General features: G+C 39.2%; 22 protein-coding genes. 5 read left to right on the top strand and 17 right to left on the bottom strand.

Annotation, left to right across the window (positions count from 1 at the left end):
- Nucleotides 1-32: 32 nt before the first annotated feature.
- Nucleotides 33-407 (bottom strand): response regulator, encoded by a 375-nt coding sequence (locus WKH56_RS25540; protein WP_087944205.1) that lies wholly within the window; start codon nt 405-407, stop codon nt 33-35.
- 237 nt (nt 408-644) lie between these two features.
- Between WKH56_RS25540 and WKH56_RS25545 the strand changes: the two genes are divergently transcribed.
- Nucleotides 645-1,175 carry a DUF2529 family protein gene (locus tag WKH56_RS25545; RefSeq protein ID WP_033580394.1) on the top strand — a complete coding sequence of 177 codons (531 nt, stop codon included), beginning with the start codon at nt 645-647 and terminating at the stop codon, nt 1,173-1,175.
- A gap of 38 nt (nt 1,176-1,213) precedes the next feature.
- Here the strand turns inward: WKH56_RS25545 and WKH56_RS25550 are convergent, their stop codons facing one another.
- The 9 genes from WKH56_RS25550 to WKH56_RS25590 form a co-directional block, all read right to left on the bottom strand.
- Nucleotides 1,214-2,821, bottom strand: coding sequence for a CTP synthase (locus WKH56_RS25550; protein ID WP_033580393.1), 1,608 nt, complete (start codon nt 2,819-2,821; stop codon nt 1,214-1,216).
- Nucleotides 2,822-3,141: 320 nt separating this feature from the next.
- A complete protein-coding gene (gene rpoE, locus WKH56_RS25555) occupies nt 3,142-3,678 on the bottom strand; it encodes a DNA-directed RNA polymerase subunit delta (protein ID WP_033580392.1) in 537 nt (178 codons plus the stop codon).
- Between the two features lie 349 nt (nt 3,679-4,027).
- The gene (icmF, locus tag WKH56_RS25560; protein WP_140451804.1) at nt 4,028-7,270 is read right to left on the bottom strand and encodes a fused isobutyryl-CoA mutase/GTPase IcmF; all 3,243 of its coding nucleotides are present in this window, start codon (nt 7,268-7,270) and stop codon (nt 4,028-4,030) included.
- On the bottom strand, nt 7,267-7,911 hold the full coding sequence (locus WKH56_RS25565; protein WP_014457745.1) for a TetR/AcrR family transcriptional regulator: 645 nt from the start codon (nt 7,909-7,911) through the stop codon (nt 7,267-7,269). Before WKH56_RS25565 ends, icmF begins: the two co-directional genes overlap by 4 nt.
- A 27-nt stretch (nt 7,912-7,938) precedes the next feature.
- Nucleotides 7,939-9,072 (bottom strand): acyl-CoA dehydrogenase, encoded by a 1,134-nt coding sequence (locus WKH56_RS25570; protein ID WP_048021714.1) that lies wholly within the window; start codon nt 9,070-9,072, stop codon nt 7,939-7,941.
- 11 nt (nt 9,073-9,083) lie between these two features.
- Complete coding sequence (locus WKH56_RS25575; protein ID WP_028411970.1) at nt 9,084-10,211, bottom strand: acyl-CoA dehydrogenase; 1,128 nt, start codon at nt 10,209-10,211, stop codon at nt 9,084-9,086.
- A gap of 12 nt (nt 10,212-10,223) precedes the next feature.
- Nucleotides 10,224-11,078: a 3-hydroxybutyryl-CoA dehydrogenase gene (locus WKH56_RS25580; RefSeq protein WP_063248432.1), complete on the bottom strand. Its 855-nt coding sequence runs from the start codon at nt 11,076-11,078 to the stop codon at nt 10,224-10,226.
- 15 nt (nt 11,079-11,093) lie between these two features.
- Nucleotides 11,094-12,257: an acetyl-CoA C-acetyltransferase gene (locus WKH56_RS25585; protein ID WP_028411968.1), complete on the bottom strand. Its 1,164-nt coding sequence runs from the start codon at nt 12,255-12,257 to the stop codon at nt 11,094-11,096.
- A gap of 104 nt (nt 12,258-12,361) precedes the next feature.
- Complete coding sequence (locus WKH56_RS25590) at nt 12,362-14,473, bottom strand: (Fe-S)-binding protein (RefSeq protein ID WP_063248433.1); 2,112 nt, start codon at nt 14,471-14,473, stop codon at nt 12,362-12,364.
- A gap of 198 nt (nt 14,474-14,671) precedes the next feature.
- Between WKH56_RS25590 and cls the strand changes: the two genes are divergently transcribed.
- Both cls and uvsE read left to right on the top strand, forming a co-directional pair.
- Nucleotides 14,672-15,865 (top strand): cardiolipin synthase, encoded by a 1,194-nt coding sequence (gene cls / locus WKH56_RS25595; RefSeq protein ID WP_051137078.1) that lies wholly within the window; start codon nt 14,672-14,674, stop codon nt 15,863-15,865.
- A gap of 24 nt (nt 15,866-15,889) precedes the next feature.
- Nucleotides 15,890-16,843 (top strand): UV DNA damage repair endonuclease UvsE, encoded by a 954-nt coding sequence (uvsE, locus tag WKH56_RS25600; protein WP_034263994.1) that lies wholly within the window; start codon nt 15,890-15,892, stop codon nt 16,841-16,843.
- A 32-nt stretch (nt 16,844-16,875) separates the two neighbouring features.
- Here uvsE and argS read toward each other — a convergent pair whose 3' ends face one another.
- The 4 genes from argS to speE all read right to left on the bottom strand — a co-directional run bounded on the left by argS (nt 16,876) and on the right by speE (nt 20,954).
- A complete protein-coding gene (gene argS, locus WKH56_RS25605) occupies nt 16,876-18,546 on the bottom strand; it encodes an arginine--tRNA ligase (protein WP_310884135.1) in 1,671 nt (556 codons plus the stop codon).
- On the bottom strand, nt 18,543-18,983 hold the full coding sequence (locus tag WKH56_RS25610) for a YwiB family protein (RefSeq protein ID WP_014457736.1): 441 nt from the start codon (nt 18,981-18,983) through the stop codon (nt 18,543-18,545). Before WKH56_RS25610 ends, argS begins: the two co-directional genes overlap by 4 nt.
- 189 nt (nt 18,984-19,172) lie before the next feature.
- Nucleotides 19,173-20,051: an agmatinase gene (gene speB / locus WKH56_RS25615; protein ID WP_047749572.1), complete on the bottom strand. Its 879-nt coding sequence runs from the start codon at nt 20,049-20,051 to the stop codon at nt 19,173-19,175.
- A 75-nt stretch (nt 20,052-20,126) separates the two neighbouring features.
- Complete coding sequence (gene speE / locus WKH56_RS25620) at nt 20,127-20,954, bottom strand: spermidine synthase (RefSeq protein ID WP_013059843.1); 828 nt, start codon at nt 20,952-20,954, stop codon at nt 20,127-20,129.
- A gap of 266 nt (nt 20,955-21,220) precedes the next feature.
- On the opposite strand from speE, the gene WKH56_RS25625 reads away from it, so the two are divergent.
- Nucleotides 21,221-23,287, top strand: coding sequence for a transglycosylase domain-containing protein (locus WKH56_RS25625; protein WP_063248434.1), 2,067 nt, complete (start codon nt 21,221-21,223; stop codon nt 23,285-23,287).
- 38 nt (nt 23,288-23,325) lie between these two features.
- Here the strand turns inward: WKH56_RS25625 and WKH56_RS25630 are convergent, their stop codons facing one another.
- Together WKH56_RS25630 and WKH56_RS25635 are read right to left on the bottom strand one after the other, a co-directional pair.
- The gene (locus WKH56_RS25630; protein ID WP_013085495.1) at nt 23,326-23,838 is read right to left on the bottom strand and encodes a YwhD family protein; all 513 of its coding nucleotides are present in this window, start codon (nt 23,836-23,838) and stop codon (nt 23,326-23,328) included.
- Between the two features lie 16 nt (nt 23,839-23,854).
- Nucleotides 23,855-24,502, bottom strand: coding sequence for a site-2 protease family protein (locus WKH56_RS25635; RefSeq protein ID WP_028411960.1), 648 nt, complete (start codon nt 24,500-24,502; stop codon nt 23,855-23,857).
- 273 nt (nt 24,503-24,775) lie between these two features.
- Between WKH56_RS25635 and WKH56_RS25640 the strand changes: the two genes are divergently transcribed.
- On the top strand, nt 24,776-24,961 hold the full coding sequence (locus WKH56_RS25640) for a 2-hydroxymuconate tautomerase (protein ID WP_063248435.1): 186 nt from the start codon (nt 24,776-24,778) through the stop codon (nt 24,959-24,961).
- 46 nt (nt 24,962-25,007) lie between these two features.
- On the opposite strand, the gene WKH56_RS25645 is transcribed toward WKH56_RS25640, so the two are convergent.
- The gene (locus WKH56_RS25645; protein ID WP_013085498.1) at nt 25,008-25,517 is read right to left on the bottom strand and encodes a YwgA family protein; all 510 of its coding nucleotides are present in this window, start codon (nt 25,515-25,517) and stop codon (nt 25,008-25,010) included.
- Nucleotide 25,518 lies beyond the last annotated feature (1 nt).

Genomic DNA, 25,518 nt, shown 5'->3' on the forward strand with positions numbered 1-25,518 from the left:
AAATTTGTTAGGATGAAAACCCTACCAAAACCTTAATTCGACTTTACTGGTATATATTCCCTAACAACTTTGCGGATTTCATCAATATCAAAAGGTTTTGCAAAGTGAGTTAACGCTCCTAGATCTTTTGCTTCTTGAATCATATCCAATTCACCATAAGCGGTCATAATGATGACTTTAATCGTTTCATCGTGCTGCTTTAACCTTTTTAAAATTTCGATTCCATCCATTCCTGGAATTTTCATATCTAATAAGACAAGATCCGGTGCTTGCTCTTTTGTAATATCAATCGCCTGGAAGCCGTTCGCCGCTTGAAATGTCGTATAGCCTTCTTTTTGCAGCACTTCCGTTAATAAAATACGTATACCATACTGATCATCAACAATTAAAATTTTCTCTGCCAATATAATCCCACCTTTTATATTCCTCTTCTACAGACAAAACTAACATATGTATTTCGCCTTTAAAACAAAAATCCCTGCTAATTAGAGAAATTGTTACAAAACATAGCTTTTTTTGTCATCCATCTAACTTCATTGCACTTTACTTTCATTGTAGCTCATTTCAAGATAGAATACAGATAGCTTTTTTCGTTATAATGTGTAGATAGACGGCTTTAGCCGCTTAAATCGAAGGGAGATTCTATGCTTAAAATTTTCACAACTCAACTTTCAGGTTTTTTTAAACGAATTGAAGAACAAGAAGAATTCCAATTTGAAGATGCCGCGCGTATTTTAGCACAGGCCTCTGTCGGAGAAGGATTTATCTATATTTATGGTGTAGAAGAAATGCATGCCGTTACACTAGAAGCACTAAGCAGTGCAGAACCTTTAAGTCAGGCAAAACCTTTGCCTTTACATGAATTGGATCAGCTGACTAGCGTCGATCGCGTACTGCTTGTCTCTCGATTTTCAACAGATCACAAAGCTGTGGAAATAGCTGAACGTTTAAAGAAACGCGATATTCCATTTGTCAGCATTGCTGCTGTCCCTAAAGAAATAACCGAACCTTCTTTAACAGCACTCGCAGATGCTCATATTGATACAAAATTGTTAAAGCCCCTTATTCCTGGAGAAGACGGCTCAAGATTTGGTTTTCCAGCAATGATGGTCGCTTTATACGCGTACTACGGTTTAATTTTTACATTAAAAGAAATCGTAGAAGAATATGAATAAAAAACACGCTGTCTAAAGACAGCGTGTTTTTATTTCACTTATTTGTTTTGGCCTGACTCCATTGATGCGCGAATAAATTCTTTGAACAATGGTTGCGGTCTTGTTGGACGAGACGTGAATTCTGGGTGGAATTGTGAAGCCAAGAACCATGGGTGGTCTTTAAGCTCTACAATTTCAACTAAACGGCCATCCGGGCTTGTACCAGAGAAGATAAAGCCTTTCTCTTCCATTTGCTGGCGATATTCGTTGTTAAATTCATAGCGGTGACGATGACGCTCATACACCACTTCATCTTGATATGCTTCATATGCAAGCGTATCTTCAGACAATTTACAAGGATATAATCCTAAGCGTAATGTACCGCCTAAGTCTTCTACGTCTTTTTGTTCCGGTAATAAGTCGATAATTGGATAATTTGTTTCAGGTGCAATTTCTGCTGAATGTGCGCCTTCTAATCCTAATACATTGCGTGCAAACTCAACTGATGCTAGCTGCATACCTAAACAAATACCTAAGAATGGAACTTTTTGCTCACGTGCATATTGTGTTGCCACAATTTTACCTTCGATTCCACGATCCCCAAATCCACCTGGAACTAAGATACCGTCTACATCACCAAGTAAATCTTGAACATTTTCTTTTGTTACAAATTCAGAATTTACCCACTTGATATTTACATCTGCATCGAATGCATATCCAGCATGTTTCATTGCTTCTACAACAGAAATATAAGCATCTTGAAGCTCTACATACTTACCAACTAATGCAATTTTTGTTGTGTTTGAAAGTCCTTTTACTTTCTCAACAAGTGCTTTCCACTCAGTCATTTCTGCCTCTTTGCAATCTAATTTCAAGTGATCGCATGTGATTTGATCTAAGTGCTGCTCTTGTAGAGATAGTGGAATTTCATATAATGTTTCAGCGTCTGCACACTCAATAACTGCTTTTGGATCAATGTCGCAGAATAAAGCTAGCTTATCTTTCATATCTTCAGAAATTGGCATTTCTGTACGAACAACAATCACGTTTGGCTGAATACCTAAGCTACGTAATTCTTTTACACTATGCTGTGTTGGTTTTGTTTTCATTTCACCAGCCGCTTTTAAATATGGCACAAGTGTACAGTGAATATACATAACGTTGTCACGGCCAATATCGCTTTTGATTTGACGAATAGCCTCTAGGAAAGGAAGTGATTCAATATCTCCTACCGTTCCGCCGATTTCAGTAATAACAACATCTGCGTTTGTTTCTTTGCCTGCACGGAAAACGCGTTCTTTAATTTCATTTGTGATGTGCGGAATAACCTGAACTGTTCCGCCTAAATAATCACCGCGACGCTCTTTTTTCAATACTGTTGAATATACTTTACCTGTTGTTACATTGCTGTAGCGATTTAAGTTGATATCGATAAAACGCTCATAGTGACCTAAGTCTAAGTCTGTTTCCGCGCCGTCATCTGTTACGAATACCTCACCGTGTTGGTATGGACTCATTGTTCCTGGGTCTACGTTAATGTATGGATCAAACTTTTGAATCGTTACGTTCAACCCACGGTTTTTTAATAAACGGCCTAAAGAAGCTGCTGTAATCCCTTTTCCTAGAGATGATACAACACCGCCTGTTACGAAAATATACTTTGTCATCTATACTTCCCCCTCTAAATAATTTGAACTGTACAATATTAAAAGTTTTCACATAAACAATCACAATTCATTCATTGTGCATGCGAAATTATAAGAAACCTTATGAATGTGAAACGTTCAAGAACCAAAAGAAAGTTTCTATCAAGGATTTATAAGAACATATCGGGGTGTAAAACATTGATAAATAAAATAAAAAAATTGCTCCCAATACCAAAACTGGATTGGGAGCAATAGTCTATTTTAAATAAAAACTTTTTAAATGCTTGTTTAAAGAGCCCAAAAAAGATTCTACCTACTTCGCTTGAAAAAGTCAAGAAGGATTATTTTTCTTTTTCGTCCTCATAATCGTCTTCTTCATCTTCCTCATCATCGTCTAGATCATCTTCTAAATCGTCAAAATCGTCTTCTGCAAGATCATCTTCATCTTCTTCTAGCTCGTCGATGTCTTCAAAATCTTCTTCTTCGTCTAGATCGTCAACATCTTCATAATCTAAATCTTCTTCTAGATCATCAAAGTCTTCAACTTCTTCAACAACAGCTTTTTTCGCTTTTTTCTTTTTAGGTTTTGCAACCGGAATAACTTCTTCTTCAGCCTGGTCAAAAGGATACCATCCACGAAGACCCCAATGGTTGTCCCCTACTGTTAAAAAGCGACCATCAATATTAATATCTGTATAAAACTGAGCTAATCTCGTTTTTAATTCTTGATCTGACATTTCCGCTGCTGCTTTAATTTCAGCAATAATTTCTTGGAATGACATTGCTTGACGATCTGTTTTTTCTTCTAGAAGCGCGTAAGCAATCTCAATCATCGACATTTCTTTTAAATCCGTTTTTGAGTACTGTGCTAAACTCAAATCTGGCACATCCTTTCTATGGCTATGTATATCGAAAATCTATTAAATCAATTCATCATATGTGTAAATGATGGAAACGAATAAATACATACCATTCATTATAAACAAATTCAATACATTTATGCTAGCCTCGTTTCTAAAATTCTCGAGAATTTCGCATAAAACAACGAAAAAATAGACATTTTATTACTATAATACATTCTACTTGATACACCAACAGTATCCTTTGACCAAAAGGAATTCACCATCAGTTATTCTGAGTCCGTTAGGGTTAAGTCTATAAAAGCCGCGATGACCAAAAATAGTCATCGCGGCTTTTAATATATCACTATATACTAACGATACATTATTACATATTTCGACGATATTGCCCACCGCATTCATATAAAGCTCGCGTAATTTCTCCTAAGCTGGCTACTTTAACAGTCTCCATTAACTCTTTGAAAATGTTCTCTCCTTCTGTTGCAGCTTTCTTTAACCTTTTCAGCGCGTCTTCTCTTTTTTCTTCATGCTGCTGTTGAAACTTCTGAAGCTGATTAATTTGATGATTTTTTTCTTCTTTTGATGCGCGGGCTAACTGCATGTCATCAACTGAGGAACTTTCCTCTTCATTTGGATTAATATACGTATTTACTCCTATAATAGGTAAAGCTCCCGTATGTTTTTGCATCTCGTATTCCATCGATTCATCTTGAATCTTACCTCGCTGATACTGCATTTCCATCGCACCTAAAACGCCGCCTCGATCATTTAAGCGTTGAAATTCAGCCAATACCGCTTCTTCTACCAAGTCTGTTAGTTCATCAATAATAAAAGAGCCCTGTAATGGATTTTCATTCTTAGTGAGTCCATGCTCTTTTGTAATGATTAGTTGAATGGCCATCGCTCTACGTACAGATTCCTCTGTCGGTGTTGTAATTGCTTCATCATACGCATTGGTATGAAGAGAGTTGCAGTTGTCATGAAGAGCCATTAAGGCTTGCAGCGTCGTACGTATATCATTAAAATTAATTTCCTGTGCATGAAGCGATCGGCCGGATGTTTGAATATGATACTTAAGCTTTTGACTGCGTTCATTTGCGCCGTATTTATCACGCATCACAATTGCCCATATTCTTCTTGCCACACGTCCAATAACCGTGTATTCAGGGTCAAGTCCATTACTAAAGAAAAACGATAAATTAGGAGCAAAATCATCAATATGCATCCCTCGGCTTAAGTAATATTCCACGTACGTAAAACCGTTGGCTAATGTAAACGCGAGCTGAGAAATTGGATTCGCCCCTGCTTCAGCAATATGATAGCCTGAAATAGACACAGAATAATAGTTGCGCACTTTCTCGTCAATAAAGTACTGCTGAATATCTCCCATCATTTTTAACGCAAATTCTGTGGAAAAAATACACGTATTTTGGCCTTGATCTTCTTTTAAAATATCCGCTTGAACGGTTCCTCTTACTTGTTTCAACGTACCCGATTTTACTTCCTCGTATTCCTGTTCCGTTAAAGGACGCTTTAATTCTTCTTCTTTCTTTTCTACCTGCTGGCTGATAGCTGTATTCATAAACATAGCTAATAATATCGGAGCCGGCCCATTAATCGTCATCGAAACGGAAGTCGAAGGATGGCAAAGATCAAATCCCTTATACAAAAGTTTCATATCATCAAGCGTACAGACATTTACGCCGCTTTCGCCAATTTTCCCGAAAATATCCGGCCTTGGATCCGGATTTTCTCCATAAAGCGTTACAGAATCAAACGCTGTACTTAAACGCTTGGCCTCATCATCTTTTGACAAATAGTGAAAGCGGCGATTGGTTCGTTCTGGTGTTCCTTCACCTGCGAATTGACGCTTAGGATCTTCACCTTTTCGTTTGAACGGAAAAACACCTGCTGTGTATGGAAATGCACCTGGCACGTTTTCTTTATAAAGAAAACGAAGAACTTCCCCGTATTCATCAACCTTTGGAAGGGCCACGCGCGGAATACGCAGTCCTGATAGCGTATCAACTTGCAAAGACGTTTTAATTTCTTTATTTCTTACCTTTGTAATAAGTTCTTCTTGCCGATACTGACTTTTTAATTTAGGCCAGTTTTCCAGCTTTTCAATCGATTCGGCCGTTAGCTGTTTTTGATATTTCTCCTTTAGCTGAGTGAGCTCTTGCTTGGCTGTTTCTGTTTCCACTTCTTCGAGAGCACCCTCTAGCTGATAAAATTTACGCGCTGTTTGCGCTTGAACGTCCGTATTGCGGTGATAAGAGCGAACGCTGTTTACAATCTCCTGTAAATATTGCTGTTGATCATTAGGAATGATGGTATATTTCTTTTCACTTACGCGCTCTGATGATTTTTCTACGTGCCAAGACGTACGGCATGTTTGATGCAGATGATTTACAAGATCTTCAAATAAAATATTTGTTCCCCCGTCGTTGAACTGACTCGCGATTGTTCCGTAAATTGGCATCGTAGAGAGACTATTTTCAAACAGCTGATGATTGCGCTGATATTGACGCTGCACTTGTTTTTTTGCGTCTTCGGAACCTTTTTTTTCAAATTTATTGATGACAATAAAGTCTGCGTAATCAATCATTTCAATCTTTTCTAACTGCGACGGCGCGCCAAATTCGCTTGTCATGACATAAAGAGAGACGTTTGCAATATCTTTAACTTGAGCATCAGCTTGCCCGATGCCGCTTGTTTCGACAATGATAATGTCGAAGCCCGCTTTTTTCACGACGGCAATTCCATCTCGAATGGCCGCCGATAGCTCATGTCCAGATGAACGCGTGGCCAAACTTCTCATATACACACGAGGAGACGCTGCGATGTTCATGCGAATTCGATCCCCAAGAAGCGCTCCTCCAGTCTTTTGTTTAGTTGGATCAACGGATAAAACAGCTACATGAATATCTGGAATATGTTCAATAAACCTTCTTACTAATTCATCCGTAAGCGAACTTTTCCCCGCTCCTCCTGTTCCTGTGATTCCAATAACCGGTATTTTTTGATCTGTCTCGCTGTCGATTACACTTTCTCGTATTTCTTCAAGAGCGGCTGCATGCTCTTTTGTGTATTCATAGGCTTCATTTTCAGCACATGTAATAAGCTGGGCAATTAAACGGTCATTAGCCGGCGTTAAGGTTCGATCATTCGGCAGTGCAGGGGGATTTGTGTAATAACAATCATCGATCATGAATTGAATCATGCCTTCTAACCCCATTTTTCGTCCATCTTCCGGAGAAAAGATTTTAGAGATGCCGTAATCATGAAGCTCTTGAATCTCACTCGGAATAATTACCCCGCCGCCGCCGCCATAAATTTTAATATGAGAAGCCTGTTGTTCTTGGAGTAAATCGTACATATACTTAAAATATTCTACATGGCCGCCTTGGTAAGAAGAAATGGCGATCCCCTGAACATCCTCTTGTATGGAAGCGTTAACAATTTCTTCGACAGATCGGTTATGCCCCAGATGAATGACTTCTACCCCCTTGGCTTGAAGAATCCGTCTCATAATATTAATAGACGCATCGTGGCCGTCAAACAGGCTAGAAGCGGTTAAAAAACGAAGCGGTCTTTTGCTTGTATTCAAACTGTCTCCCCCTCACACAGTTGTTGAAATGAAAAATTTTTAAGTAAAAAATCCAACTGCATATTTGTATATTCTTCTAGTGAATAATGCTTTTGCAGCCACCATCTGCGAAATGCCCACATCTGACCTTGAACAAATAAATGATGAGCAAACAGCGAAATTTCTTTATCCGTAAGTGCAAATTGATTGTTTTCTACGCAGCCTTCGATAATAACCTTAAACATTTCAACCATATCCAGCTCTTTTTTTAATACATATGGAAGCGCATCTTTAGACAGCGATTTCGCTTCTTGGTACATGACTAATACTTCATCTTGAAGCTCATCCACAACTTTAAAATAGTGCTGAATCGCTTGTTGAAGCTCAGCGATTGTATAACGATCCACTACCATCTCTTCTAATCGCTCTCTCACTTCATCGTAAATATTGTCACATACAAGATATAAAACATCTTCTTTAGATTGAATATATTCGTAAAGTGTACCGATACTGAACCCAGCGGCTTTGGCAATTTCCCTTGTTGTTGTTCGGTGAAAACCTTTTTCCTTAAATAGCGTGACGGCCCCTTTAATCATTTGATTACGACGCTCTACAATCAGCTTTTCATCTTTAATGGATGTGAGAACTTCTCTCTTTTTCATTTTTTCACCTCTCCTACAACAAGTGTTTTATTTAGCAAGATACCTAGAAATGACGAGACGCTGAATTTCTTGTGTACCCTCATAAATTTGCGTGATTTTTGCATCTCTCATAAAACGTTCTACTGGATAATCTTTTGTATAACCGTACCCTCCAAATACTTGAACAGCTTCTGTCGTTACTTTCATTGCTGTATCCCCAGCATATAATTTTGACATAGCTGATTCTTTGCCGTATGGCAGCCCTTGAGACTCGAGCCAAGCAGCTTGATAGGTTAACAGTCTGGCAGCTTCTATACTCGTGGCCATGTCGGCTAACTTAAAAGCAATTCCTTGCTGAGAAATAATGGGCTTTCCAAATTGCTGACGTTCCTTTGCATAAGCCACCGCCGCATCTAACGCTCCTTGAGCAATTCCTACCGCCTGCGCTGCAATACCATTTCGGCCGCCATCTAGCGTCATCATGGCAACTTTAAATCCTTCTCCTTCATTTCCTAGCAAATTTCCTTTTGGAACACGGCAGTCCTCGAAAATAATTTCTGTGGTAGGTGAAGAGCGAATGCCCAGTTTCTTTTCTTTTTTACCAACTGAAAATCCCGGCATATCTTTTTCAATAATAAAAGCGCTCGTGCGTTTTTCATTAGGATCGATGCGAGCAAATACGACGTAAATATCCGCTTCGCCGCCGTTTGTAATAAAGATTTTAGAACCATTTAAAATATAATCTTCTCCGTCCTTTACAGCGAGCGTTCTCATTCCTCCTGCGTCTGATCCAGCACTCGGTTCCGTTAACCCATAAGCACCTATTTTCTCACCCGTTGCCATAGGTTTCAGGTATTTTTGTTTTTGTTCTTCTGTTCCGAATGTATAGATTGGCCAGCCGGCAAGAGAAGTATGAGCCGACAACGTAACGCCTGTTGATGCACATACTCTAGATAGTTCTTCAACGGCAATGCAATAAGCTAGATAGTCACTGCCGATTCCTCCGTATTGCTCTGGCCATGGAATACCTGTTAATCCTAGATCAGCCATTTGTGTAAAGATTCCTCTGTCAAAACGCTCTTCTTCATCTCGTTGTGCAGCTGTCGGAGCCACTTCGTTTTTGGCAAAGTCTCGCACCATTTTTCGAATCATTTCGTGCTCTTCTGAAAGTTTAAAAAACATGATTATTCCCCCTATAGTTGACTGCTAATGACAATGCGCTGAATTTCGCTTGTACCTTCGTAGATTTCGCACACTTTGGCGTCACGAAAATACCTCTCTACTGGATAATCTTTCATATAACCATAGCCTCCCAAAACTTGAATCGCATCGATTGCTACATTCATAGCCGTCTGGGAAGCAAACAATTTCGCCATTGAGGCTTCTTTTTTGCAAGGAAGTTTTTGATCATATAAAAAAGCGGCTCTGTACATTAAAAGCTTCGCTGATTCAACAGCCGTTTCCATATCAGCCAGCTTAAAGGCAATTCCCTGCTGAGATAAAATCGGCTTTCCAAATTGATATCGTTCATTTGCATAGTTTTTGGCTGCTGTTAACGCACCTTCAGCAATTCCTACCGCCTGAGCAGCAATACCAATTCTTCCAGCATTTAAATTAGCCATAGCAATTCGAAATCCTTCACCTTCTTCTCCGAGACGATTTTCTACAGGCACCTGCATATTTTCAAAGTGCAGTTGAACCGTTCGAGAACCGTGAAGACCCATCTTATGTTCATCTTTTCCTACTGAAAATCCCTCCATCGTCTTTTCAACGATAAAGGCGCTCATCCCTCTCGACCCGCGTTCGGGATTCGTTTTAGCAAATACAATATATGTATCCGCTTCTCCCCCGTTTGTAATGAAAAGCTTTGACCCATTTAAAAGATAGTGGTCTCCTTTTCGTTCTGCTTTTGTTTTTAGGCTTGCGGCATCAGACCCTGCACTAGGTTCTGTTAGGCAAAAAGCACCTAAATATTCACCTGTCGCAAGTTTTTTTACATACTTTTGTTTTTGATCTTCCGTCCCAAATACGACAATAGGATTCGTACCTACAGAAGTATGAACAGACAAAATGACGCCGAGGGCTGGACTTACTTTTGATATTTCGTGGATGGCAATCATGTATGACACAAAGTCCAGTCCACCTCCTCCGTATGTTTGAGGAACGGGAATGCCCATCAGGCCAAGATCAGCCATCTGCTTTAATAAACCTCGAGGAAATTCACCCTTTTCCATGTTTGGCACAGCCGCAGCGACTTCTTTTTCACTAAAATCAGCTACCATCTTTTTAATCATGTGTTGTTCAGACGTAAAAAAGATCATTTTGCCACTCCTTTATGTTTCGTACGTAAAAAATCCTTTTCCTGTTTTTCGACCAAGCCATCCTGCCTTTACATATTTCCTAAGCAATGGACAAGGACGATATTTGTCATCACCAAACCCTTTATGGAGCGTTTCCATAATAAACAAACATGTATCGAGGCCGATGAAATCTGCTAATGTCAAAGGTCCCATTGGATGGTTCATTCCTAGTTTCATCACTTGATCAATATCCTCTTCGTTTGCTACACCTTCATAGAGCGTAAACACAGCTTCGTTAATCATTGGCATTAAAATTCGATTTGAAACAAACCCTGGAAAATCATGAACTTCCACCGGGGTTTTATTTAATTTTTTTGTTGTTTCATAGACTGCTTGATACACTTCATCAGCAGTAGCCAGCCCTCTAATAATTTCAACGAGCTTCATCACGGGAACAGGATTCATAAAGTGCATGCCAATTACTTTTTCAGGTCGAGTGGTCACAGCTGCAATTTCAGTAATAGGAAGCGAAGACGTGTTGGTTGCTAAAATAGTATGACTCGGGGCTAACGAATCCAACTCCGCAAAAATGGCTTGCTTGACTTCCATCTTTTCCACAACCGCTTCGACGATTAAATCTGCTTTTTGTGCTGCTGTTATTTCATTTGCCAAGTGAAGACGCTCCATAATCCCTTCATATTCCTTAGCTGAGAGAGAACCTTTTTCCACCTGTTTTTTCAGACGTTTATCAATACTTTCTATTCCTTTTTGTGTATTTTTTTGATCAACGTCATACAAAGAAACTTGATATCCGCTCGCAGCAAATACTTGCGCAATGCCTGCTCCCATCTGACCTGCTCCAATAACCATAACTGTTTCAATATTCAAGTTGATCTCCCCCTTTTACACTTCTACCATGATGGCATCACCTTGGCCGCCGCCGCTGCAAATAGACGCAATGCCTAGTCCGCCGCCTCGTCGTCTTAATTCATGAATGAGCGTTACAACAATACGGGCGCCGCTTGCTCCAATCGGATGTCCAAGTGCCACTGCCCCGCCGTTCACATTTACTCTTTCAGCCGGAAGCCCTGCAATCTCCATACTCATTAATGCTACTGCTGAAAAAGCTTCATTGATTTCAAACAGCGCAATATCATCTACTGTCTTCTTTGTTTTTTGCAGTAGCTTGTTAATAGCAAACCCAGGCGTTTTCGGAAATTCCCTTGGCTCCATCGCAAGAGAAGTATGGTTTATAATCGTAGCCAACGGCTCATAGCCATTTGCTTTCGCCACATCTTCATCCATTAGCATGAGCGCAGCTGCTCCGTCATTCACGCTAGGTGCATTTCCTGCTGTAATGGTTCCACTGTGGCCAAATACAGGCCGAAGAGACGAGAGTTTTTCTAACGACGTATCTTTTCTTGGTCCTTCATCTTTTTGAACCGTTATCGTTCCTTTTTTAGACGGAATATCAACTGAAATTCTTTCTGCATCCCATCTCCCTTTTTCTTCTGACTCTACCGCTAATTGATGACTGCGAAGCGCCCATTCATCCTGCTTTTCTCGGGAAATATTCATTTCAGAAGCTATTTGATTTCCATACGTACCCATTTGCACCCCTGTAAAGCTGCATGTCAAACCGTCATGAACCATCAAATCCGTCACCACGCTATCTCCCATCCGGAATCCCCATCTTGCTTTTGGAAGAAGATACGGCGCGTTACTCATCGATTCCATTCCACCTGCAATGATTGTTTTTGCTTCTCCTAATCGAATCAGCTGATCAGCAGTTGTAATACTGCGCATACCCGATGCACAAACTTTATTAATGGTTTCCGTCTCTACTTGCCACGGTAAACCTGCATAATGCATGGCTTGCCTAGAAGGTAGCTGTCCTTGGCCCCCTTGCAGCACGCACCCCATAATAACGGAATCAATTTCTGTACGTCCCTTTGATGCTGCTTGAATCGCTCTCCCCCCTAGTTCTGCCGCTTTTAGTCCGCTTACGCTGCCACCTAATTTTCCAAAAGGTGTTCGAACTGCACTCACAATAACTGTTTTCCCCACTATTGTTTCCTCCCCTTTTTCCTACTCTTTGTCCTTGCCGATTGAACGCTTGCTCAATTTCCTTTCTTTAAAAAGTAGAGATGAATACCATCTCTACTTCTCCTTTATGAAACCTGTTCTTGCACGTCACCATAAATTGACTTTTCAAGCAGTTCTGCTACGTCATACGTATGAACCTTTTCTTCTACTTCTTTTGCTTTTGTTCCGTCACTTAGCATCGTTAAGCAGTACGGACAACCTGAACTGATAATGCTTGGATTAACGGCTAAGGCTTGTTCCGTGCGCGCTACGTTAATGCGCTGGCCGGTCGTTTCTTCCGTCCACATTAACCCTCCTCCTGCTCCACAGCACATACCATTTTCACGGTTGCGATCCATTTCAATCAAACTAACACCTGGAATCGCTTTCAAAATTTCTCTTGGTGGACTGTATACTTCGTTATATCTTCCTAAATAACAAGAATCATGGAAGGTAATTTTTTCATTAACCGCATGTTTTGGTGTCAGCTTACCTTCTTTCACCAACATAGCTAATAATTCTGTGTGATGATACACTTCTCCTTCAAAACCGAAATCTGGATATTCATTTTTGAAGATATTGTAAGCATGTGGATCAATCGTAACAATTTTTTTGATTTCATTTTTTTCAAATTCAGCGATATTTTTAGAAGCTAACTCTTGGAATAAAAATTCATTGCCCAACCTGCGGGGCGTATCACCAGAATTTTTTTCTTTATTTCCTAAAATCGCAAATGAAACACCAGCTTCATTGAGAAGCTTAGCAAACGATAGAGCGATTTTTTGACTGCGGTTATCATAAGATCCCATCGAACCTACCCAGAACAAATACTCAAACGTTTCACCCGCTTTACTTACTTCTTTAACAGTCGGAATGTGAACATCTTCTCTTACATGTCGCCATTCTTCACGCTCTTTTCGGTTTAATCCCCAAGGGTTTCCTTGACGCTCAATATTCGTCATGGCACGCTGAGCATCCGTGTCCATCTTTCCTTCGGTTAATACTAAAAAACGTCGTAAATCTATGATCTTATCTACATGCTCGTTCATTACGGGACATTGATCTTCACAGTTTCGGCACGTTGTACATGCCCAAATTTCTTCTTCCGTAATGACATCTCCAATTAGGGCGGGATTATATTCCGCTGTTGCTGCGGCTTCTGCTCCGCCTTGGCTGGCCGCCATCATCGCCAGCTGATTTCCTTTTGTTTTAGAGAATGCATACGTAGGAACCCAAGGAGCCTTAGATGTCACAACCGCTCCTTTTTCTGTTAAGTGATCGCGCATCTTCAAAATTAAATCCATTGGAGACAAAATTTTCCCCGTACCCGTTGCCGGACACATATTCGTACATCGACCGCATTCTACACAGGCATATAAATCAATGAGCTGATGCTGCGTGAATTCTTCAATCTTACCAACCCCAAACGTCTCCTGCGTCTCATCTTCAAAATCAATCTTTTCAAGCTTACCTGGCTTAGAAACACGGTTAAAAAATACGTTAGCCGGTCCAGCCAGTAAATGAGCATGTTTTGATTGAGGAACATATACTAAAAACGTCAATAACACGGCTAAGTGAATCCACCATGAAACATAAAAAATGGAGATAGCGGCAGTATCATTGATTCCCTTAAACAAGATGGCAATAGATGACGCAATCGGTTCTGTCCATGCTGGTTCATGATTATGCCAGATGATTGACATGCCGTTTCCAACAAGCACTGACAGCATAAGTGCTCCAATAAAAATCAGTACTAAACCAGATTTAAATCCTCTTTTTAAACGCACAAGCTTTTCTACATAGCGACGGTGAAAAGCCCAGACAACTGCTACTAAAATCAAAAACGTCACAATTTCTTGGAAAAATGTAAAGCCGGGATATAAAGGTCCAAGCGGCAAATGTTTACCTGGAAGCAAACCTTTTATAATGAAGTCTAACGCGCCGAACTGAACTAAAATAAACCCATAAAAAAACATGACGTGCATAATTCCACTTTTTTTATCTTTTAACAGTTTCTTTTGTCCAAACACATTCACCCAAATTTTTTGCAGCCTTTCTTTTAACCGCTGATCAAATTCAACTTTTTTTCCTAATTGAATGTACTCAATGCGTGTGCGAATTAAATATACAAACAAAGAGATAGCGTAAGCGGTTACAATAATAAAAAAGAGAAAATTCACCCACAGCAACCCTGTCATCTCGTCCCCTCCTTGAATAATTTGTTACCTTTCTTTCCTCCTGACGACTAAATTTTCTGATAATATATCTGTTTTCATTGTATATAATGAATGAGCATTCAGTCAATATCTTTTCGTTCTTTTGTTCATATTCTATTTAAACAAGGTGACACTAAGAACAACATAAAATGTATTTACATCGGGAAAAGAGGTGACATGATGAGCGGCATGATTGTGATTTTACTTTTTATTATTTTTATTGCTTGGCTTGCAATTGACCTTGGTGTTGGAAAGAAAGTATTTTCCCAGGCTGAAAATACTTTTCCAAAACGCCGTGCTTCTCTCTTTTTGTTCGCAGACGGGAATGTCTTGTATAAAGATTTATTTCACGAAATAGAAAATGCCTCTTCATTTATCCATTTATCGTTTTACATTGTACAAAATGATGAAATTAGCCAAGAATTTTTAGATTTACTAGTCCAAAAAGCACAGCAAAATGTTGAAGTCAGATTATTGGTAGACCGTGTAGGAAGCTATAAAATCAAGAAAAACAAAATTGCATTCTTAAAGAAACAAGGTGTTCATTTTGCTTACAGTCGAACGCTACGGTGGCCTTATTTGTTTTATACACTCAACGCACGCAATCACCGTAAAATGGCCGTTATTGATGGGAAAGTTGGCTACATTGGCGGTTTTAATATTGGAAGAGAATATTTAGGACTCGACGCCAAGCTTGGGGTGTGGAAAGATTACCACCTGCGTATGGAAGGGGAAGGTATACAAGACCTTCAAATGCAACTATTGAGCGACTGGTATGCTGCTACCGGCTTAGACCTGCGTAAAGTGGAAAGATACTTTCCACCAACCTCTGAAGGAGACTATGTTATTCAGCTAAAGTCGACTGAAGGTTTTTCACTTGAAGAAAGCTTTTTATCGATTATCAACCAAGCCAATAGGGAATTGTATATAGGTACTCCTTATTTTATTCCAAGTGAACCTTTGATGAATGCTTTACTCCAAGCTCGTGCACGGGGAGTAAAAGTTCATATTTTAATTCCAATGCGTGCAGATCAACCGCTTGTTCATCATGCTGCGTTTGCTTATCTTCCCACATTACTTCAAGCAGGTTGTATGATTTATCAATATTATTACGGTTTTTACCATGCCAAAGTATTAATTGCAGACAATGTTATCTGCGATGTAGGAACGGCTAATTTTGATAAAAGAAGCTTGTTCTTAAATGCTGAAATCAACTGTTTAATCTATGATGCAACGTATATTGAAGAAGTAAAGAACAGCTTTAAAGCTTGTATGGGGGAATGCCCAATTTTGTCTTTAGAAGATGTCAAAAACCGAAAATGGAGTGAAAAACTAAAGCAAGGATTTGCAACCTTTATTTCTCCATTACTTTAATGAACGAAAAGAGGAAGATTTATCATGAAAATTAGATTTGGCTATGTATCACATGCCCTGTCGCTTTGGGACTGCTCACCTGCTAAAACCCTCACGTTTACTAGATGGGGAAAAATGAAAAAAGATGAGAGGCTGGATAAGCTTCATCACGTCACAAAACAAAATTTGAATCATACTAAGCGCGCTTTGCATTTTAATATTGCCCACGAAATTATGCTGTATCGATTGTCATCTTCTCTTGTCCCTTTAGCTACTCATCCTGAAGTAGCTTGGAATTACATTGATGCATTCCAAGAAGACTGGTCAGAGATAGGAGAATTGATTCGGAATCATCAGCTGCGCGTGAGTTTTCACCCCAATCAGTTCACATTATTTACAAGCGACAAAAAACACATTACAGAAAATGCGGTAAAAGATATGGATTATCACTATAGAATGCTTGAAGCGATGGGAGTAGCTGATCAAGCTCTTATTAATATTCATGTAGGAGGAGCTTATGGCAATAAAGAAAAAGCGATTGGTCGATTTCATGAAAACATTCAAACGCTGCCGCCTGCCATTAAAAAGCGCATGACTCTTGAAAACGATGATAAAACATACACAACTGAAGAAACATTAGCCGTATGCGAAAAAGAGAAAGTCCCTCTCCTCTTTGATTATCACCACCATAAAGCAAATGAAGGAGAAGAACCTCTTGACCTATTGCTCCCTCGTATCTTTGACACGTGGAAACATATCGGATTAAAACCAAAAGTACATATCTCTTCTCCTAAATCTGAAAAAGAATTTAGAAGTCACTCTGATTATGTCTCAACTGATTTCATCGCACCTTTTTTGCAAATAGCTAAAGATATGGGACAAGATTTTGACGTAATGATTGAAGCAAAGTTAAAAGATAAAGCGCTGCTAAAATTAGTGGAAGATTTAGCATCAATGAGAGGAGTAAAGCGTACGGGAGGCGCCACGCTTGTTTTTTAAATAAAAAAAGAGCCAAGAGGCTCTTTTTTTATTTACATTTTTTCAGGTGCTGAAACACCAATTAGTTTTAAGGAGTTTTGAAGCGTTACTTGAACAGCTTTCACTAGTTCAATACGTGCTTTACTTGTTTCTATATTATCGCTGTCTAATACTTTTTCTGCATTATAGAAGCTATGGAACGTAGAAGCAAGATCAAATACATAGTTCGTAATGCGGTGCGGAATACGTTTTGTTGCTGCTTCCGCTACGGCCTGAGGGAACTCTCCGATTTTCTTCAGCAGTTCCATTTCTTTTTCTGCACTAATTAATGAAAGGTCGGCGTCAGATGTTGATTGAATCCCCATCTCTTCACCTTGACGAAGAATACTGCAAATACGGGCATGAGCATATTGCGCGTAGTATACAGGATTTTCATTAGATTGAGAAACAGCTAAATCTAAATCAAAGTCTAAATGTGTATCCGCACTTCTCATCGCAAAGAAGTAGCGAGTTGCATCAAGGCCTACCTCTTCTACTAGGTCACGCATTGTTACTGCTTTACCTGTACGTTTGCTCATCTTCATTTTTTCGCCATTTTGATACAGTTGAACCATTTGAATAATTTCTACTTCCAGCGTATCTTTTTCATAACCAAGCGCTTGAATCGCCGCTTTCATACGAGGAATATATCCATGGTGGTCGGCTCCCCAAATATTAATTAGCTTATCAAATCCGCGTTGAATTTTGTCTTGGTGATACGCAATATCTGGCGTTAAGTACGTAAATGAACCGTCATTTTTAATTAACACACGGTCTTTATCATCACCAAATGTTGTAGAGCGGAACCACGTAGCACCTTCTTCTTCATATACGTGGCCTTGTTTTTTCAACGTTTCAAGTGCAACTGAAATTTTATCATTTTTATAAAGAGACGTTTCAGAATACCATACGTCAAATTTCACACGGAACTGTTCAAGATCACGCTTTAATTTAGCTAACTCATAATCTAATCCGTATTGACGGAAGAATTCAAAACGCTCTTCTTCAGAGGCGTTTACATACTTGTCTCCGTGCTCTTTTGCTAACTCTTTTCCGATGTTTATAATATCAGCACCATGATAGCCGTCTGCAGGCATTTCTTTCTCTAAACCAAGAGCCTGCATGTAGCGTGCTTCTACTGAATAAGCCAGGTTATTAATTTGGTTACCAGCATCATTGATATAGTATTCACGTGACACATCGTAACCTGCTTTTTCAAGAACATTACATAATGAGTCTCCAACTGCAGCACCGCGGGCATGTCCTAAATGTAAATCTCCTGTCGGATTAGCTGAAACAAACTCAACCTGTACTTTTTGTCCGTTCCCTACGTTTGTCTCACCGTATGCTTCACCAGCTTTTATAATCGTTGGAATAAGCTCCGTTAAATAAGAGTTATTCATATAAAAGTTGATGAATCCAGGGCCTGCAATGTCAATTTTTTCGATAGATGCTTTTGATTTATCGAAGTTTGCTACAAGCTCTTCAGCGATAACACGCGGTGCTTTTTTGGCAATACGAGCTAGCTGCATAGCCATATTGGTAGAATAATCACCATGTGTTTTATCTTTTGGGGTTTCTAATAGAACTTCTGGAAGTTCTGCTTTTTCAGCAAGTCCTGCTTTGACCACAGCATCTTGAATTTCAGCTTTTAATTTTTGCTGCACTTGTTCGACGATGTTCATTTTTTCTCCTCCTTGAATGTAATGGTTAACGCATATTTCCCGGTAGGCTGACCCTGTACTTCTAGATCATACGTTAAAAATAACCGACCCTTTTGAGTCATTTGTTTATATTCAATGTTATGAGCGAATGTTAGTAAATCCATACGTCCATAAGGGCTTATATAAGTTCCTTCGATCTGTACCTTTTTACGAAACGATTGCTTCATTTGAACAGCACCAGTTCGGTTAATTGATACTTCGTCTTCGCTAATTTTTACCATTGTTCTAATATCTCCGATTTCCTCTTGGCGCTCTGTGTATGTAAGATAAATTTTCGATCCTTTTTCATAATACATACCTTTTGCATTTACCGATGTTGTCTCTTTTCGGTGACCATCACGGATATCCGTCACAATTTTAACTTCAATGGGTTTTTTGACTTCTGAAGCGTTACTCACAAAAGACACTTCCTTATTAAAATGAATACGTTATAACTTAAATAGTATAAACATTCTAAAGAAAGAATTCAATAATACTTCAAAGGAAATATGATAGATAAGCCGAGAATTCCTTTTTTCACTGTGTTTGACGTACTCACATATTTCAAACAAAAAAGGCGGCCGTAGGCGGCCGCCTTTTTACTTTATTTATTTCTTTTGAACCCAGCCTAAGATCATTTCGCGAATAAGCTTGCTTGCTGTATTAGCTGTTTGTTCAGACGGATCATAAATTGGAGCTACTTCGACTAAATCTCCTCCGACAATACGAATATCTGATTTAGCAATTGCGTGAATAGAAGCTAAAAGCTCTTTTGATGTGATACCGCCTGCATCTACTGTTCCTGTACCAGGAGCGTGCGCTGGATCTAATACATCGATATCAATTGTTACATAAACAGGACGACCTGCAAGTGTTGGTAGAATCTCTTTTAACGGCTCTAGAACTTCAAATTTTGAAATATGCATACCGTTTTCTTTTGCCCATTGAAATTCTTCTTTCATTCCTGAACGAATACCAAATGAATAAACATTCTCCGGTCCGATTAGTTCAGCAACTTTACGAATTGGAGTGGAATGAGAAAGTGGTTCTCCTTCGTACTCTTCACGAAGGTCTGTGTGAGCATCCATATGGATAATGGCTAAATCCGGGTATTTTTTATACATAGCTTTCATAACAGGCCAAGAAACCAAATGCTCTCCGCCCATGCCTAATGGGAACTTGTCCGCTGCTAAAAGCTGGTCGATATACTCTTCAATTATGTTCAAGCTGCGCTGAGGATTCCCAAATGGAAGTGGAATATCTCCTGCATCAAAATATTTCACTTCTTCTAGCTCCCGATCTAAATACGGGCTGTATTCTTCTAATCCAATTGATACTTCACGAATACGAGTTGGGCCAAATCGTGAACCTGGACGATAGCTAACTGTCCAGTCCATTGGCATTCCGTAAAGAACCGCTTCACTTTCTTCAAAAACAGGGTGACTGCCAATAAATACATTACCTGAATAAGCTTCATCAAAACGCATATTTTGTTCCTCCTTCATTACTCATAGAAAAGATGCCAGCCTTAAACCTCTGGCATCTCACTTGTATGTGATAACTTATTTAATAAGATCTTGCACAAATTTAGGTAAGGCAAATGCCGCTTTGTGCAATTCTTTTGTGTAATATTTTGTATCAATATCAAAGAAACGATCTTCGCTTACTTCCAATGGATCATGTTTCTTTGAGCCCATTGTAAATGTCCATAAACCGCTTGGGTATGTTGGAATATTTGCTACGTATAGACGTGTAATCGGGAAGATTTCTCTTACATCACGCTGAACATTTGAGATAAGCTCTGGTGTGAACCAAGGATTGTCCGATTGAGCAACAAAGATACCATCTTCTTTAAGTGCTTTTGAGATACCTGCATAGAATCCTTTTGTAAATAAATTCACAGCTGGACCTACTGGCTCTGTTGAATCCACTAAAATGACATCATATTCGTTCTCGCTTTTAGCGATGTGCATAAATCCGTCATCTACTTGTACGTCAACACGAGGATCTTCTAGTTTACCCGCAATTGAAGGTAAGAATTTTTTTGAGTACTCAATAACTTTTCCATCGATATCAACTAACGTCGCTTTTTTTACGCTTGGGTGTTTTAAGATTTCACGGATTACGCCTCCGTCTCCTCCACCTACAACTAGTACGTTTTCTGGATTTGGATGCGTAAATAACGGTACATGTGCAACCATTTCATGATAAACGAACTCATCTTTTTCTGTTGTCATAACCATACCGTCAAGTAGGAGCATGTTACCAAACTCTTCTGTTTCAACCATGTCTAATTTTTGAAACTCCGTTTGCTCTGTATGTAAAGTGCGATTAATTTTAGCTGTAATACCAAAGTTCTTTGTTTGCTTTTCTGTGAACCATAATTCCATTTCAAAATCTTCCCTTCTATTTTGAGAATTAACCTATGCATAGATTACCCTAACATAATTTATACAAACATGAAAAAAGTATAGATGAATTCAGCAAAAAAGCAAGTAAAATTTTTAGCAATGGAGGTTTAAAACCTCCTTTTCTATTTCATACTGATGATAGATACAAGCTTTAGAATCTACTTGCACCGCTCTTTTAATAGAATTTTGTTTTGTTGAAAGCAACATGTATGGTGCATAGTGACACATATTGGTGGTGAATAGAAATGGAAACGGTATTAACCGAACATTTAAAAAAGGCAAGACGCATCTTCCGAATTCTTCTCGTCCTTGGTATATTAGCGGGGGCTTTATTGTTGTTTGCCTACATAAGCATCTTTCTCTACGCCAAAATCGCTGGCCCCCCTCCGCTAAACGTTTCTCAAACAGCTGTTTTCTACTCAGCAAACGGTAAAGTTCTTGATGAAGTTCACAATGGACAAAAGCGCTACTGGGTTTCACTTAATCAAATTTCACCTTACGTAAAAGATGCGACTTTAGCCGTTGAAGATAAGCGCTTCTATGAGCATCACGGCTTTGATATGCATCGAATCGCCGGAGCAATTGTAGCTGATATAAAAGCTATGGGAAAAGTACAAGGTGCGAGTACTATTACTCAGCAGTATGCACGAAACTTGTTTTTAGAGCACGACAAAACGTGGACTCGAAAGCTTCAAGAAGCTCTGTATACGATTCGGTTAGAAATGAATTATAGCAAAGACCAAATTCTAGAAGGCTACATGAATACGATCTACTACGGCCATGGAGCTTATGGAATTGAAGCGGCAGCTAGGCTGTACTTTGATAAGCACGCCAAAAATTTGACGTTAAGTGAAGCGAGTATGTTAGCCGGTATTCCAAAAGGCCCTAGCTACTACTCTCCTCTTATTCATCAGGAAAATGCAAAAAAACGACAAAATATCATTTTATCTCTCATGAAAGAGGATGGAATTATTACGTCGAAGCAAGCAACAAAAGCGCTGGTAACTCCCCTAGCATTTTCAAAGCCTGCTGAAAAAGATCCTAACAAAGAAGACGCTTCTTACTTTATGGATGCAGCGCTAGCAGAATTAAAGCAAGATTTAGGCATTGATGAAACCATGATTTATACAAATGGACTTCGCGTTTATACAACGCTGGACGAAAAGATGCAGCGAACGGCAGAAGAAAAAATGAAAGATGTTATCAGCAGCTCTTCAGACGTACAAAGTGCATTTGTTGCGATGAATCCTCAAAATGGACAAGTGAAAGCTCTTATTGGTGGAAGAGATTATGAAAAGAGCCCGTTTAACCGCGCTACTCAAGCAGTAAGACAGCCTGGCTCAACGATGAAGCCATTTTTATACTATGCGGCATTAAAAGATGGTTTTACTGAATCCACTCCAATGAAAAGTGAAGAAACGACGTTCAAATTAGAAGATGGTGTTTCGACATACACGCCTAGTAACTATCACAATTATTATGCAGATGCGCCTATTACAATGGCTCAAGCCATCGCACTTTCAGACAATATTTATGCGGTAAAAACGCATTTGTTCATTGGGGAAAATCGCTTGATCGAAACCGCTAAAACACTTGGTATATCATCACCTTTAAAGAAAGTTCCATCTTTAGCTCTTGGAACTTCACCTGTCAAAGTCATTGATATGGTTAATGCGTACGGCATCTTTGCTAATGGCGGAAAAAAAATTCGTCCAACATTTATTAAACGAATTGAAACCCATGACGGAGAAGTTGTTTATCAAGCTCCTTCTGAACGGAAACAAGTCATTGATAAACGCTATGCTTTTCTTACTACCCATTTAATGACAGGCATGTTTAATCAAAAGCTAAATGGCTATACAACCGTCACAGGAAAGCCTATTTCTAAATATGTATCTCGTCCTTACGCGGGAAAATCCGGCACAACCTCTACGGATAGCTGGATGATTGGCTACTCTCCTCAGCTCGTTTCAGGCGTTTGGGTTGGATATGATCAAGGAAGGACAATGGATGATGTAGCTGAAAAAGGATACGCAAAAAAAATGTGGGCGCTATTTATGGAAGATGCTTTAAAAGGGAAGAAAAAAGAAAAGTTTAAAGCACCAAACGGATTAATGAGCGTCAACATTAATCCTCAAAATGGAAAGTTAGCATCCAAATCATGTCCTGTTCAATATAAAGCTTATTATTTAACTGGAACACAACCTAAAACATATTGTACTGATCACATCGATCATGCAGTAAAAACGAAGAAAAAAGAGCGTGAAACAGAAGGTAAAAAATTTCACTGGTTCCCAAAATGGTTTGATTAAAAAAAGCTTAAGGCCTTGGCCTTAAGCTTTTTTTAGCATTACGATGTTTGAAGCGCTTCTTTTAAGTCATCATTAGATAACGTCCAGATTTCTTCATTATGAGACTTCAAAAACTCACGAAGCAAAGCCTTAGACTTGTTATCCATTTCTTCTACCATAATGCGTCGTTTTAAGGATTTATCCATTTTGTTTACATGTTCAGGAAGTGACTTATAGCCGCGGCGAATTTCACGATCAACGGTCATTTCACATGCTGTCATACCTGCGTAGTAAGGTCCTTCTTGCTTGCGATCAATCGTTACCCATACAAGCCAATATAACTTGCCGTTTGGCACCTCGTCTTTATTCGGTAAGAACTTAATTCCTTTTTCTACTACACTTCTGGCATGCATCGCACCAATATCGACAAATACTTCTTCATCGCTTGGGCAAACAAAAACCGGTGAAATGTTTTCTAAACTTAACGCTCCAACCCCGTAGCCGCCGTGGCCGTCGGTTGAATCGTCTTTTATGATATTAAATCCTATACTTTTCTTTTTTGGCTGAGTCATAGTAAGCCTCCTCTATTTAGTAAATCAGTGGTGCTAATATCTGCTGAAAGATATTCATCACAAACGTTGCTGCTCCGTTTAGAAGCGGCCAGATTACAATTCGATCCAGAGGTGTAATCACAAGAATCAAAAATACAAAAATACCCCAAGACTCATACTGCGTCATTTTGGCTCGCGTAGACGGCGGAACGAGATCTTCAATCACGCGGTAGCCGTCTAAAGGCGGAAAAGGCAACAAGTTAAATACACCTAGTGTTAGGTTTATTTGAATAAATAATGTAAAAAAACGATAAAGCGCATCGTTGTCCACTGCGGCATTGTTCATCAAATAGTAAATAAGCAAGCCGATAAATGCCAACAACAAGTTGCTAAACGGTCCCGCTATCGATACTAGAATACCAGCTAAACGAGGCTTTTTAAAGAAATAGCGATTAACAGGAACCGGCTTCGCCCACCCAAAACCTGCGATAATTAACAAAAGCGTTCCAAATGGATCTAAATGTGCCAGCGGAGAAAGCGTTAGCCTTCCTTGCTTTTTAGCCGTGTGGTCTCCAAATAAATAAGCTACATACGCATGTGCAAACTCATGCAGTGTGAATGCAACAATAAGGGTCATCACCACGTAAGGAAGGTCTTGCAATGAAAAAGCTAAAAAATGTTCCACTCTTTATCTCCTTTATTTTAAAATAATTTCTACACATCATATCTACTAAATAAACCGTTTGCTTACGAAGAAGGATACAAGACTTCTTGAATATGGCCTCAAAGGTCTCAAAAACCAGACATGGGCTCCCTATGGCCCCACCTGGTTTTTAGCATCGATGTTATGATAAAAAGTATACTACAGATTATGACCTGCATCACTACCTCATACTGTCATTTTATTCAGAAAACGGGTACACTAATCATATACTGACCAAAAAGGAGTGTACACATTATGCCAGTTGTAACTGTTAAGATGCTTGAGGGCCGTACAGAGGATCAAAAAAGAGCTCTTGTTGAAAAAGTAACGGATGCTGTTGTAGAAACAACAGGTGCATCACCTGAAAAAGTATCCATTATCATCGAAGAAATGTCTAAAAACCATTACGCTGTAGCGGGCAAGCGCATGAGCGATCAATAACGCCTACATAAAAAAAATGCCATAGGAGTTGACCTATGGCATCTTTTTAATGTACAGACAGAGTTGCCTGAAGTTTTTCAATATATTCGTATGCTTCTGCAATGTCTTCTTCTGTATAGTTTTGCTTACGCTTTAACGTAAACACTTTTTCTTTTACTTCTTCTTTAGGTAAGTTATCAAAATATAAAATCGTAGAGACGAGCTCCAAAAATTTAGAGCTTTGCTCGTTCATATCCTTCATACATTCCTGCAAGTGAGGAAGCTCTAAGTCATAGTGACTTAAAAATCCTTCTCCCGCTTCTGTTAATACGTAACGATACTGCATATACCCGCCTTTTTTCTCTTTAATTTCACTTAAAAAGCCCAAGTTACACAGCTCCTCAATTCGAAGCGTTAATTCCTCAGAATAAGGTCCAAAAAAGTGAAAATTATACTTTTCATAAAAAGGAAACTTCAGTTTTTTTCCGATAAATATCATCTTTTGTAACTTTTTTCTGCCAACAACTTCTCCCGCCGCGGAAAATACTTTCACAATCTTTGCGTGATCGTTTAACACA

Source organism: Priestia sp. SB1 (assembly GCF_038898415.1).